Annotated in this window: 9 protein-coding genes and 1 CRISPR repeat array; of the genes, 3 read left to right on the top strand and 6 right to left on the bottom strand. The window is 52.8% G+C overall.

What is annotated here, in order from left to right:
* Position 1: 1 nt before the first annotated feature.
* The 3 genes from cas10 to KRAC_RS11370 all read right to left on the bottom strand — a co-directional run bounded on the left by cas10 (position 2) and on the right by KRAC_RS11370 (position 4,141).
* Positions 2 to 2,074, bottom strand: coding sequence for a type III-B CRISPR-associated protein Cas10/Cmr2 (cas10, locus tag KRAC_RS11380; RefSeq protein WP_007907047.1), 2,073 nt, complete (start codon positions 2,072 to 2,074; stop codon positions 2 to 4).
* The gene (gene cmr1 / locus KRAC_RS11375) at positions 2,071 to 3,120 is read right to left on the bottom strand and encodes a type III-B CRISPR module RAMP protein Cmr1 (RefSeq protein WP_007907046.1); all 1,050 of its coding nucleotides are present in this window, start codon (positions 3,118 to 3,120) and stop codon (positions 2,071 to 2,073) included. Before cmr1 ends, cas10 begins: the two co-directional genes overlap by 4 nt.
* Positions 3,121 to 3,238: 118 nt before the next feature.
* Complete coding sequence (locus tag KRAC_RS11370; protein ID WP_007907044.1) at positions 3,239 to 4,141, bottom strand: CRISPR-associated ring nuclease; 903 nt, start codon at positions 4,139 to 4,141, stop codon at positions 3,239 to 3,241.
* 105 nt (positions 4,142 to 4,246) lie between these two features.
* Here KRAC_RS11370 and KRAC_RS11365 point away from each other — a divergent pair, with 105 nt between their 5' ends.
* The 3 genes from KRAC_RS11365 (at position 4,247) to istB (ending at position 11,869) form a co-directional block, all read left to right on the top strand.
* Entirely contained in the window at positions 4,247 to 5,395 is a 1,149-nt protein-coding gene (locus KRAC_RS11365; protein WP_075164269.1) for a CRISPR-associated protein Csx3, read from the top strand.
* Positions 5,396 to 5,851: 456 nt separating this feature from the next.
* A CRISPR array of direct repeats spans positions 5,852 to 9,475; the repeat unit is 37 nt; unit sequence GTCTGAAGAGGTCAGCTCCCGCTTGAGGGATTGGAAC.
* Between the two features lie 128 nt (positions 9,476 to 9,603).
* Complete coding sequence (gene istA / locus KRAC_RS11360) at positions 9,604 to 11,082, top strand: IS21 family transposase (protein ID WP_007905079.1); 1,479 nt, start codon at positions 9,604 to 9,606, stop codon at positions 11,080 to 11,082.
* Positions 11,075 to 11,869 carry an IS21-like element helper ATPase IstB gene (gene istB, locus KRAC_RS11355; RefSeq protein WP_007905082.1) on the top strand — a complete coding sequence of 265 codons (795 nt, stop codon included), beginning with the start codon at positions 11,075 to 11,077 and terminating at the stop codon, positions 11,867 to 11,869. The genes istA and istB overlap by 8 nt, the downstream gene beginning before the upstream one ends.
* Before the next feature lie 479 nt (positions 11,870 to 12,348).
* Here istB and KRAC_RS75820 read toward each other — a convergent pair whose 3' ends face one another.
* From KRAC_RS75820 to KRAC_RS75810, 3 genes are read right to left on the bottom strand one after another with little or no spacing between them, the layout of a single operon-like run.
* Positions 12,349 to 12,786 carry a transposase gene (locus KRAC_RS75820; RefSeq protein ID WP_040442353.1) on the bottom strand — a complete coding sequence of 146 codons (438 nt, stop codon included), beginning with the start codon at positions 12,784 to 12,786 and terminating at the stop codon, positions 12,349 to 12,351.
* 48 nt (positions 12,787 to 12,834) lie between these two features.
* Complete coding sequence (locus tag KRAC_RS75815) at positions 12,835 to 13,002, bottom strand: hypothetical protein (RefSeq protein WP_244422019.1); 168 nt, start codon at positions 13,000 to 13,002, stop codon at positions 12,835 to 12,837.
* A complete protein-coding gene (locus KRAC_RS75810; RefSeq protein ID WP_040442351.1) occupies positions 12,959 to 13,675 on the bottom strand; it encodes a transposase in 717 nt (238 codons plus the stop codon). Before KRAC_RS75810 ends, KRAC_RS75815 begins: the two co-directional genes overlap by 44 nt.
* Positions 13,676 to 13,729: the final 54 nt, after the last annotated feature.

Here is a 13,729-nt window from a genome sequence, read left to right as displayed (position 1 = left end):
TCTAATCCAGCTCCTTTCGCGCCAGGAAGACCATTGCCTGTAACCAGCCTAATACCTCAACCAGTCCGCGCCGCCGCTGATCAGCGTGCAGGTCCAGGGCCAGGTTGTTCGTGTTTTTGTCTTCTGTATCCATCTTTTGTGCGAGATCGATGAGCAAACTGGCCAGGCGCTTTACTTCGTCCTCATAGGTCTCGCTTGTCTCTCCCTGTTGTGCGGACGGACGCGTGGGCTGATTCTTTTTGCTTGTGCTCAGTTGACGGAGGAGGACGCGTCTGACCTCACTTTTCTGCGCCTCCGCCTCAATGTCTACCAGTGCTGCCGCCTCAGCCAGTAGCAGGGCAATGCATTTGGGTGAGAGGACATCCGTTTTGAAGAGGGTGAGGAAGCGCGAGAAGAGCGCGATAGGCTGGCCCTCTGATGCTAACCCGTCATACGTCCAGTGGCAACCAACGCGCGTATGCTCGCCCGAGCGGCGCAAGATCGTGAGTACCAGGGCGTTTCGTCCGTAACGATTTTTGGCCAGGCTCTCAGCCTCGCGCGACTCGCGCATGACATAGGAAAGAGCGGTGTAGTGATGAGCGACGACGATCCCTGCGCTGGCAGAGACCATCTCCTTACGCTCGTCATCGGCCACGACAGCGCGTACTTTTGCACGGTAGTCGGCCTGGAGTTGCGCCGCCAACTGTAATATGTTCTGTGGCTGATCCTGTACCTGGACATCGCGGATCAGTGGAGCGAAAGCTAAAACGTCATCGCCGCCCGCGTAGACAAGTCGCCCTGGATACTGTTGCTCGACTGTCGGGAGAGCAGACGTATGTGCAAATTCCGAGAGAGCCTGGCTAATATTCTCATGTTCCTCTTGCTGCTTTACACCACTAAGCAGCAGGCCCATATTGTCGCCATCCATGCGTAGAACGGCATAATAAGGGGTTGGGCGTGCTATGCCAGCCTCATCAGTCTGCTTGAATAAAGCCTTCTGAGCTTCCAGGCTTGAACGTATGGCGTTGCGCATCTCATTTTCGTTGCTATCCTCGAACCCATAATCTTCCTTGAGATGCGTGGCCGCGAATACCGCCGGGAAATAGAGATCTCCATCGCGCTTCAAGAGCCAGGCTAAATCGGGTTTTTGTAGGGCCTTCTTTGTCAAAAGCGATGGCTCTTCTTCTTCTGAGGGTTGAGCGAAGGCAATCAGGTCACGCGATACATCTACAGTTTTTACCTCAAACTTGTTATTAGTGGCCTGCCGCCAATGTGTCAGGTTCAGCCCCTCAGTTTCAAAGAGGCGTTCGACAAACGATGCGACGGCGACAGAACTTGTAGACGGAAAGGCGACCCCAGATTTCAGTCGATTAATGTCCAGGGCATGTGAGATGACGGCGAAGCGTTTGACTGTGTCGATGGCATCGAGCCATTCTTTACGGCTCAGGTCGTGAGGGGAAATGTGGATTTTCTGCGCGACTTCGCGCCACCATGTCTTCGCGTCCTTGTGTTTGCTTCTCAGGGCCTCACGCTCGCCAGAGATAACACTTTTTAGGCCAGGCTCATCCTGCGGCCTGAAGTCGCGCAGCCGCTTACGTGCCGAGAGCAGAAGCTCAGTTTTTTCCAGCCATTCTTTATATGTGTCCGGGTTGCCTGTCTGCATAATCGCCCAGTAGACCTCAAAGAGCGAGTCGAATTTCGTCTGGCGCTCCCAGATCTGCCTGGTCTCTTCATCGTCGAGTGCGGATTTATCGATATGATCCGCATATACTTTTGTGTGAATATCCTTCCAGGCCTTCTCAATGCGCTCGCGGCTCTTCTCCGCCGCTGCCCTCGCGTCCTCAATTGAGGGGAAGGTCGCGATATATTTGTTGGGGAGATTTGGCACCCGACCAACGGTTGGATTCTTCGCTCCATCAACGGTTTGCTTCTTAGGGAAAATGATGTCTCCGGAACTCTCTTTCATCGATTCTTGCATCAGATAGGCCAGCAGGAGGCTGCCCGTCCAGAGATCGCGCGTCTTGCGTGCCTGCTCAATAAACGGCTGCACTGGCCCAATGGTGAAGATGAGCATTGTTTGATCGTTTGACGTCATAGCTCTACTTTCTGTGCTGAGGAAAAATTTTGCGCAATTAATTTTTCAACCTGGGCATAAAGCGCATAACCTTGGTCGCTCATATCTGGCCATTTTGTCTTGAATAAAGTCGCAACCCCGACATATTGGCGGCTAGCGGTGGGTAGCTCTAATAAGCTCAGATGTAAGGGAGAAGCTAATCTTTTCAATTTGCTACCCGCACCGGAAATTGGATATTTCATGCCCATAACGGGTATGCCAAAAATCTTACGATCCGGTAGCTCCAGGGCGGTCCGGCATTCTCTCAACCCCTTACCCAAAGCTTGAAAGGCCGTGTTCGCATCCCGCCACGGCCTGCCATTATTCGAAATTAGCCATACTGAACAGGCGCCAGAACGAAGCACATCAAAATTGGGGTGCCGTTGTGCTGTAGATTCGTTACCTGAATACAAAGAACTGGATGCGCGAATGCCATGACTGAGATAAGCAGGTAGTTCCTCAATCGCTGTTGGCACGGCAAAGGAAAAGTCGCCAACATTCCCTTGCGTCGATATTACTGACAAGCTACCTGCCCCACGCCGAGAACGTGTGCCAATACCACCGAGATGAATGCACAACCAGAAAGAGCTAATGGCTCGCTGCAAAGCGATCTGGCTCTCTTTCTGTTGTGATCTGACGGCAAGTGAAACTTGCAACGGAGTTTGTGGAGGAATGTAAGGACGTTTTCCTTGTATCACTGACCACATCAGATAGTCTCTGCCAGTGATATCTTCTCTACTGCGTCCCTCCCTGCTGAGTATTGGAGCTGTTGAGGCATCAAAATCACAGCGTGCCCTTACAATCAGGGCAGATGCTTCACTGGTTGTACCAAAAACTTTTTTCTCAACCTCGGACACGTTTTTTAAGTCATCAGCATTTGTCCCCATTACGCCTCCTGCCGCCGCTCGCAGCCAGTAGCGCATCACACCACGAAAAGAGGGGGCGCGTATCTCCACATTATGCTGGTCTGCGCCAGCCATAAAGAGTGGAGTAATGGTTTGCAGGTGAAAGTGTACCTCTTGTCGCATCACATGCCCTTTTCAATGTATATATCGTTCTACACAGAAATTGTAGTCGTTTTGCGTGCTCAGCACCTCCAGACTAGCCTTGAAAATTTTCAAGGTTGTCCTTGATTTCTTGCTCGTATCAATGGTGTACACTCTTTTCATCGTGAACAAAATAATCAGCGAAGGCTGCTTGCAAAAAGTGATAATCGAGACGGGCCTTCTCAGGCATATCCCAGGCATTGCGGCATTCGCGTAACACAACGTTGATATGGCTACCGATGGTATCAATGCTGCGTTCTAGCATATGCGCGACCTGTTGCGGATGTGCACCCAGCGCAATTGCTCGCAAGACATTGCATTGGGTTGGCGTAAGACGCTCAATAACCTCCTGGCAATGCTGATGGCGTTCGATGCTTTCACGCTCATAGTGCTTGTTCATGATCGTTTGGGTGTCGGTGGGGTCTGAGCTGAGAAGACGAGAGAGGATGGGCTGTGCCAGCCGTGCGAATGGTACCTCGATCAGACGAATGTCATCCCCAGGACTCGCATGCATGATGACTCCATTCCTGACACGTTGTTGCACAGCTTCAGGCGTGTGCAAGTGCCAGAGCCGATCTGAGGGACCAAAGTTGAGCAAAGCGGCCGAGAAAGAGAGAAAGCCCATCAAACGCCGACCGCCTGTGATAGAGAAGTGGACTGTATGTCTTTTTTGTTTCAGGCTTCGTATCAATTCGTCCATACTGTTGAGTGCCCCATAGGCCGTTTGCTCATCAACAATATCATCAATGGGGTGTTTATAGTGGGTCAGGACGTGTCGACGCAGGTGAATAACCTGGCCTGTCGCTCTATAGCGATCACCAGGGAACTCAGCACTCAGGCAGGTGATAGAGTGTTGCAGGCCAGCGTAAGAAGTAGGATGAACCACAATAACCTCTTGAATGGGGATGCCGCGTTGCAAAAGAAGATCGAGCGTAAATGTCACAACCTGGGGCTGACCTCCAAGTGTCGCCAGAAGTGTATGTGGATTATCCAATTCTGACATGTCTTCCCTTTCCAAAGGTTTTGCTCAAAGAGTGAAAATAAGGAGCATAAATTGACGAATACGACGAATACATTGCCAGCCATTATCATTGGTGGTCCCCCCCACATGGGCAAAACCGTCCTACTTTACAGCCTTGCCGAGGCTTTACGTCAACGTGGTATTGCCCATCATACTATTCGTGCTTGTCCAGATGGAGAGGGTAACTGGTCGCAAGAGGCCACGCCGGAAGTTGTCCAGCGTATACGCAGCAAAGGCGCATGGAGTGATGAATTTACTGAACGCATCTGCCAGGATCTTCCACGCCGTTTGCTTCCCATGCTTATTGATGCAGGCGGGCGCCCACTGGAACAGCAACTTCAAATTTTTCAAGAGTGCACTCATGCCATTCTTTTGTTTCAAGAGCAAGACCAGACAAGCAAGGCATTCTGGTTAAACGTAGTAGATCGCTGCGGCCTTATACCTCTTGCTCAGATTGATTCAGCACGTAATGGTACCTCATCCATTTCCCAATCTGAGCCAATCATTTTAGGAACCTTAGCTGGGCTACGTCGACACGAAACTGTCAATGGAGACCTCTTTACCCTCCTTGTTGACCGAATTGCGAGCCTTTTTAGCTCATACTCTTTAGCAGAGCTGGAGCGCATCTACTTAGAGCAAGCACCTACGGAATTTGTTCTCGAAGTCAAGCAACTTCTTCAAACCATCGCACCAGCAGCTACACGCTGGGACCCTTCTATGCTTAGAGGCTTGCTAGAATATGTCCCTGCCAATTGTCCCCTCTCAGTCTACGGACATGGTCCTCACTGGCTGTATGGTGCCCTGGCTGCGCATACTGGTACGCAAGCGTTTTATCAGTTCAATCCGCGTGACCCCAACCAGCAGAGTGAAACCTCCATGGGGTGGATGGTATCGCCTCCTATCCACATAGGTGTTCCTAATAATGAAGAAATGTGTATAGACACCAGAGAGGGGGAAGAATACGTACAGCTAACTATAAAGATTGAGAAACACCATCTGGAATACGACACAACAAATTTGTTAGCATTTCCATTAGTGACATGCCATAAAGGGCTTGTGCTTAATGGGAAAATGCCATCCTGGCTTCTCACAGCTCTGGTTCGATTCTATGCGCCCAGGGTATCCTGGATAGCCTATCACTATCCCCAGATTCAAGGCGCAATTATTATCGCATCACAATGTCCCCTTCATCCTGTAGGCGGCGTACTTCCTTTTCTGCTTTCACCTGGCGTATAACAACGATACAATATAACAAAGACAAATTTCTATGTATTAGGCTTAAAAGGCTATTAGTATTTTTGTCTCGACATAGTGTTGATAATGCGAGAAGATAAAAAAGAACAATTGATTGACATGCCATTAGCAGCCAGGATGCAATCAGCATCCGCAAAAACAAGCCATTTCTCACATGAACGAAAATACAGCTTGCGAATAGAATCCAGGCAAGATATACTACGATGAGCAGAGTAATGTAATGTATTTCCCACGCCTTCTGGAACACGAAGACACATCGCGCGGGAACCACCTGCGCCCGAGGTCCTGAGCTCAGGTTTCCGCGGCGCTCTAGAAGCCATCTGAGCACCTTTTTAACCAAAAAACACTCGAAATTTGCCTCCAAAAACGCGCCAAAAAAGGAGGTTCCCGCAAACGGCATCGCGATCCAGCCTCTCAGGCCACGCGGGAACCCCGGCAGTCTGAAGAGGTCAGCTCCCGCTTGAGGGATTGGAACCGCTCCCCCGCCACTTGCTTGGCCTCCCCTATAGGGTCTGAAGAGGTCAGCTCCCGCTTGAGGGATTGGAACTCTTCGATTCTCGTATGGTGCCAACTGGCGCGAGCGTCTGAAGAGGTCAGCTCCCGCTTGAGGGATTGGAACGGCATCGAAACTGGAGATACTGAACAAGAAAGGCTGGTCTGAAGAGGTCAGCTCCCGCTTGAGGGATTGGAACGGGCCAGGACACCTCGCGCGCGATCCTGGTGCTATATGTCTGAAGAGGTCAGCTCCCGCTTGAGGGATTGGAACCATGACACTCTATCCCTACACCGCTATAGGGATCGCGTCTGAAGAGGTCAGCTCCCGCTTGAGGGATTGGAACTATCAAAGCCGTCAAGTAAACCGCCGGGGTGGCTCTCGTCTGAAGAGGTCAGCTCCCGCTTGAGGGATTGGAACAGACCGCTATTTTGTGCGACGTTCCATAGGAGACCGGTCTGAAGAGGTCAGCTCCCGCTTGAGGGATTGGAACAATACAGACAGTAAAAGCTGATGGCACTATCCACTGTCTGAAGAGGTCAGCTCCCGCTTGAGGGATTGGAACAATGCTGGTTAGTTAGCAGACGGGCGGGCGTATGCCGTCTGAAGAGGTCAGCTCCCGCTTGAGGGATTGGAACAGCGAATATGCTGGAGCGCTGGATGCAACAATATTTGTCTGAAGAGGTCAGCTCCCGCTTGAGGGATTGGAACAGCGAATATGCTGGAGCGCTGGATGCAACAATATTTGTCTGAAGAGGTCAGCTCCCGCTTGAGGGATTGGAACAATGCGTTAAGGAGCGGCATCCACGCCCGCACCTTATGTCTGAAGAGGTCAGCTCCCGCTTGAGGGATTGGAACTCGCATCCTGTGAGCACATGCCCCCACAGATAGGCGTCTGAAGAGGTCAGCTCCCGCTTGAGGGATTGGAACATTCCCTATTGCAAGCTAGAATTGTACGCTATGTCGTCTGAAGAGGTCAGCTCCCGCTTGAGGGATTGGAACTTGCTGATTATGCTTTTCGGCGTGCTTCATTTCGCGGTCTGAAGAGGTCAGCTCCCGCTTGAGGGATTGGAACCAAACACATGATATTCGCTAACGTAGGGGATGACTCGGTCTGAAGAGGTCAGCTCCCGCTTGAGGGATTGGAACCCGTTAGGAGTGTTCAGGAGGCTGTCAGCCGTGTCAAGTCTGAAGAGGTCAGCTCCCGCTTGAGGGATTGGAACATTGCGGTGGCAGGTGTGCCGGTCGTGCCGTTAGACGTCTGAAGAGGTCAGCTCCCGCTTGAGGGATTGGAACTCATTCGATCTGGAAGGCTCCGGCGCGCTTACATATGGTCTGAAGAGGTCAGCTCCCGCTTGAGGGATTGGAACAACCAGATCGCTAGAGAGCGTGTAAATGGATGAATGAGTCTGAAGAGGTCAGCTCCCGCTTGAGGGATTGGAACTGTGTGTCTGTGCTAGAGAATACCGTGATCCTCGACCGTCTGAAGAGGTCAGCTCCCGCTTGAGGGATTGGAACTAGAAGTAGTGAGAGCCAAGGCTAGCAAAAAGATGGTGTCTGAAGAGGTCAGCTCCCGCTTGAGGGATTGGAACAGCTTGGTGGCACCTACGGTGCCCATCCATTCGTCGTCTGAAGAGGTCAGCTCCCGCTTGAGGGATTGGAACCCTAAAATAATTCTTGAGGCACTGCCTGAGATCATGTCTGAAGAGGTCAGCTCCCGCTTGAGGGATTGGAACGGTGTATCTTTGGCGTTGTACTGACTGTCGATGATGTCTGAAGAGGTCAGCTCCCGCTTGAGGGATTGGAACAGTCACTAGGTGTTGGTTGAATACCAGCAGGCATAGTCTGAAGAGGTCAGCTCCCGCTTGAGGGATTGGAACCTGGACAGGTCTATCGTAACAAAGTTGGTTTCCTGAGTCTGAAGAGGTCAGCTCCCGCTTGAGGGATTGGAACTACATGGATGCCCTCTATATCCTCTCAGACAATCCCAGTCTGAAGAGGTCAGCTCCCGCTTGAGGGATTGGAACTTTGATGGCGTGGATGTCCATGTGTAGACACTCGCCATGTCTGAAGAGGTCAGCTCCCGCTTGAGGGATTGGAACTTTTCGTCGTCAAGAAGCGCGCGAAGCATCTTTAAGTCTGAAGAGGTCAGCTCCCGCTTGAGGGATTGGAACACGTCTCTCCAGGCCGGACGATATGCGAGCCCGTCCAGTCTGAAGAGGTCAGCTCCCGCTTGAGGGATTGGAACGCGGTCAATGTAGAAGTGCCACTCGCCGCCCTTGTGTCTGAAGAGGTCAGCTCCCGCTTGAGGGATTGGAACTGGCCGACTGGTGGGGCGGTACAGGATGTACTGGGGCGTCTGAAGAGGTCAGCTCCCGCTTGAGGGATTGGAACTTTTTGATATCAGTTGGCACTTTCCCGACGACTGGGTCTGAAGAGGTCAGCTCCCGCTTGAGGGATTGGAACAAGGAACAAATGGACGCGGCCGGATCGACACTTAATGTCTGAAGAGGTCAGCTCCCGCTTGAGGGATTGGAACCCGCTCCTATTCTTGTTTCTTGGAGTGAAGAAATTAGGTCTGAAGAGGTCAGCTCCCGCTTGAGGGATTGGAACATGTTGACACGGTATTCCCTATATTTGTTTGCCTAGGTCTGAAGAGGTCAGCTCCCGCTTGAGGGATTGGAACGGTGTGGTGCTAGCACAGAAGGCCAGATATGGCTTCGTCTGAAGAGGTCAGCTCCCGCTTGAGGGATTGGAACTGGTGTCTACATTGTGCAATGAAACAATTCGCGCATTGTCTGAAGAGGTCAGCTCCCGCTTGAGGGATTGGAACGTGGGAGCTCCTCCCCCGGAGCCTCCACTTTTTTCTGGTCTGAAGAGGTCAGCTCCCGCTTGAGGGATTGGAACCAAGCTTGGTGCACCAAACGTGAAAGGTTCACTTTCGTCTGAAGAGGTCAGCTCCCGCTTGAGGGATTGGAACTCAACTTCATTCGTGCGATACCAATACACACCACTAGGTCTGAAGAGGTCAGCTCCCGCTTGAGGGATTGGAACCGATTGACTTGCATTAACTTGTAGATCAGCCGTGACGTCTGAAGAGGTCAGCTCCCGCTTGAGGGATTGGAACTGTCCTGACCATTACGGGGGTAGGGAACTTCTCGTAGTCTGAAGAGGTCAGCTCCCGCTTGAGGGATTGGAACACTGCATTCGTACCTAGAAGAAATAGGACTAGTATTAAGTCTGAAGAGGTCAGCTCCCGCTTGAGGGATTGGAACGTTGCTCATATTCTGATAACACAACTTCTTGCTCAAGGTCTGAAGAGGTCAGCTCCCGCTTGAGGGATTGGAACGCCATAGGGGATAAACCCACAGCCATGGGATAGCACCGTCTGAAGAGGTCAGCTCCCGCTTGAGGGATTGGAACTAGTTAACCGTTTCACTACTCCTGTAAAATCCATACAGTCTGAAGAGGTCAGCTCCCGCTTGAGGGATTGGAACTTTAATATTTTCGTCTGCATACTTACGTACTTCTGGTCTGAAGAGGTCAGCTCCCGCTTGAGGGATTGGAACCTCTGGAGTAGATGTTGAGAGATAATTACCGCGTCCGATGGCGACAATGAGAAAGTCCGGCCACCTTGAGGCAGAAATCCGCAAGATGGCCTAGAATGACACTCATATCAAGCAATGAGGAGAGTGTCATGAAGAAAGACGCGGAGGTTATGTTGTATATGCGGGAAAGACACAAAGGTACTACACAGCAAGTAGCTGCGGCACGGGCAGGCATGAGTGAACGCACTGCCCGTCGGTATGAACGAGCCGGGAAATTGCCCAGCCAGCTCAAACGTCCCCGAATCTGGAGAACACGTGAGAACCCTTTTGAGGAAGATTGGCTCTGGGTGGTGGAACAGTTACAACGCGATCCAGCACTGCAAGGGGCAACCTTGTTTGCTTTGTTGTGTGCACGGCATCCGAGCAAATATCGCCCGACGCAGGTACGCACCCTGCAGCGGCATATTGCGACCTGGAAAGCGACGCAGGGACCGGACAAAGAGGTCTATTTTGAGCAAGTGCATACCCCTGGGGAAGGTGCGCAGTCCGATTTTACCCACATGGAGGAGTTCAACGTCACCATCGCTGGGGAAGCATTTCCTCATCTCCTCTATCATTGCGTGCTCACGTATTCCAACGTCGAAGCTATCAGCATTTGCTTCGCAGAAACGTTTGAGGCGCTGGCTGAAGGCCTGGAGCGAGCGTTGTGGCAGTTTGGCGGAGTCCCAGCCCAGCATCGCACCGATCATCTCAGCGCAGCAGTACGTCGCCTGGACAAGGCAGGGCGCGAAGATTGGACGCAGCGCTATGAGGCGCTCATGCAGCACTACGCGATGACGCCGACGACAAACAACGCAGGGGTCGCTCACGAGAACGGAGATGTCGAACAATCGCATTACCGCTTTCAACAGGCGCTAGACCAAGCACTCCGGGTGCGGGGAAGCAGAGATTTTCCTGATCGTGCCAGCTATGAGCGTTTCCTCCAGGATCTGGCGCGCTATCGCAACCAGACCCGCGCCGGACGGTATGCCCAGGAGCAGCAGGCATTGCGCCCTTTACCAGCGCAGCCGTTAGCTCCCTGCCGCGAGGTCCGCGTGAGCGTGAGCCGCTTCAGCACCATCGTGGTGCAAGGCAATATGTATTCCGTGCCCTCCCGCCTGATTGGAGCAACGCTGCTGATACGGGTTCGTGCCGAACACCTGGAGGGCTATCTTGGCTCCAAACACGTGGTGACCTTGCCTCGCCTGCACGGACGCGCGCAGCACGTGATTAACTATCGCCATATCATCTGGTCATTGGTGCGCAAACCGGGGGCTTTTGCTGCCTATCGCTATCGTGACGATCTCTATCCGACCCTGGCCTTTCGCCGGGCCTACGATCGGCTCAGGAGTGATCTACCTGCGCGTGCCGATCGGGAATATGTGCGCGTGCTCCATCTGGCAGCTACCCTTTCAGAGGCCGAGGTGGAAACCGCGCTGCTGTTGCTAGAAGAAGCCAAGACGGTGCCGACAGCGGAGGCAGTGCGCGATCTGGTCCGTCCCATCGAGGTCCGCCAGGTAACGACCGTACCGGTCAATTTGCAGCCCTACGATCAGCTGCTGCCCTCCCAGAGGTGTGCCCATGCCTAATCGACAGGAAGAATTGACGGCCATGTTGCGCGAACTGCGTCTGCCGACCATGGCCAGCACCGTTGCTCAGATCGCGCTCAAAGCCAGCAAAGAGAATCTGACCCATGAGGGTTTTCTCTACGAACTCGCACGCCTGGAATGCGAGGCGCGAACGCAGCGGCGCATCGAGCGCTATCTGGCGCAGTCCAAATTACCGCGTGAGAAAACCTTTCGCACCTTTCAGTGGGAGCGCCTCTCGGCGGGTTTACGGCTCCAAATTGAGCGCTTGCGCAGCGGGGCGTTTGTCACTCATGCTCACAATGTCATTGCCGTTGGGGCGCCAGGCGTCGGGAAAAGTCACGTCGCGGCGGCGTTAGGCCATGAGCTCATCCAACAGGGGCATACCGTGCTCTGGACTTCTACGGCAGCGCTTGTCCAACGCCTGCTTGCTGCTAAACGGGAGCTGCGTCTCCCTCAGGAGATTGCTAAGCTTCAGCAAGTCGCCTGTCTGATCCTGGATGATATTGGTTATGTCCAACAGGATCGGGAAGAAATGGAGGTGCTCTTCACGCTCCTTGCCGAGCGCTACGAGCAACGCTCGGTGCTCATTACCACTAATCTCGTGTTTTCTGCCTGGGATCGGATCTTCAAGGATCCCATGACCACTTTAGCAGCGGTCGATCGTGTGGTTCATCACTCAGTCATTCTCGATATGGCAGGGGTGGAGAGCTTCCGTGCAACTCAGGCGCGGGATGACCATACACCGTCCGAAACGGGAGTGGGAGCAGCAGCAGCTCCGATGCCGTAATCGACACCTGGTTCTGAGGTAATCGGCGTTCCTTGTTCAGCTTTTCTGTTTTTTTTACCAGGGAACCCTTTTCGGTCAGAGTAATCGCCATTTGATGCCGATTCTTATTGACTTTCAACAGTAGAGGCGCATACTTTTGCTAATGATCCGTCTGAAGAGGTCAGCTCCCGCTTGAGGGATTGGAACTGTATAATCCGCCACATCTAGACGATCACGCTTGCGTCTGAAGAGGTCAGCTCCCGCTTGAGGGATTGGAACATGCTCATCGTGGCGGCTGGCTTTGGACTTGCAATCAGTCTGAAGAGGTCAGCTCCCGCTTGAGGGATTGGAACATGCTCATCGTGGCGGCTGGCTTTGGACTTGCAATCAGTCTGAAGAGGTCAGCTCCCGCTTGAGGGATTGGAACTCTTTACTGCTAAATTGAAAAGCTAGCAATTTCTGGGTCTGAAGAGGTCAGCTCCCGCTTGAGAGGGGTGCAACTAAATCATAGATAGAAGTCCCCTATTGATCGAAATGGCTCGACTGAGAGCACGTACATTAATAGTGATATAGATCAAAGTATTGAGATTGGCAACGGACCGACCATTGTGGACGCGTGGCCGTTCAATGCCCAACTCCTTTGCCTGGCTGTTGATGCGTTCACAACTGGTTCGCTGCGTGTAAATGGCCTTGTAGAGGGGGCTGCTGCGATCCAAGAGCACACGCATGAGGCCACCAGACTCCCAGTTGGGATCTTTGTGGCATCCTTGCCCGTGATTGGATGAGAGCCGTTCACAGGCCTCCCCAGTCGGAGTCGGGAAGAGCAAGGGGCAGCCAAAACGCTGAGCACGATAGCCGTTGGTGTGCTGGAACAGAAAGCGAGGGATCATGCGCAGCCCTTTGGCACACCTGGGAACGCCATCGAAATCGCGGTGCATTTCTGCATGCCCATGGCCATTCTTGGGAACGGCCGCGATGCCCCCATGTCAGGCAGCGGCATCGTAGACATACCAGGCGTCGAAGGCCGCATCGGCCGTCACATGCGTTGGGAAGGCTTGCAGCGAGACCGCAGTTTGCTGATGAAGAGGACGGAAGAAGGTGATATCGGCTTCATTGCGCGTGCTGAGTGTACTCAGCCAGCACGACATCGCCATAGTCGGCAGTGGTAGCTGCGGCGACGCCAGAACTATACCCCCAAACATATTCCTTCTTCTCTTTGATGGAGCCATCTGGTTGTTCCTGATTCGTACTGCGTTTGACCCCAAGTTTGCAATCAGGGTCGCCGGAGAGCACGCGAGTTTTGTCGTAGCGTTCAGCGACGTAGACACGAGGATTGTTTTCTTGGACCCAGGCGTAAATATGCTTTACATCGAAGGCGACGACCTCGCCCAGACCGGGAATCTCTTCTTGTAAAGCGTGTACCGTCGTTGACAAGAGGTCTTGCAAGAGGCAACGATCAAAGGACCACAGTTGCTGACGGAGCCAGTAGTCGCAGGGGATGCTCTCTTGCTCATCAAAGCCGTAGGGGGCGTGGAGATCAAGGACGAGGCCAAAGCCAAGCTCGATGACCAGCAAAGGATGCTTGAGCAGAAAACGCCGCAAGGCACTGGTGGTTGGCAAGCCTTCACAGATACGCACCAGGAAGGCTTTGAGATAGGCACTCAGAGGATGAGCTGGGCGACCACGATGGGACCGTTGGGTTTGCCACTGCTCAATGAGGGACCAATCGAGCAGCGAGAACAAGGCACGATACCCTTGCACAAGGGGATCGATACGGAGCAAATGGGTCATCTGAGACTGGTCAAAAATGGCTGTAGAAGGTATCATAGCACGAAACTCCTTTTGAGAGAGGATGTGTGGTTACTGATACTCTGCAAAAGG

Source organism: Ktedonobacter racemifer DSM 44963 (assembly GCF_000178855.1).
In the GTDB taxonomy this organism is placed as follows: domain Bacteria; phylum Chloroflexota; class Ktedonobacteria; order Ktedonobacterales; family Ktedonobacteraceae; genus Ktedonobacter; species Ktedonobacter racemifer.
The sequence above is the reverse complement of the archived record's forward strand: the minus strand, read 5'-3'. Positions and strand labels throughout refer to the sequence as shown.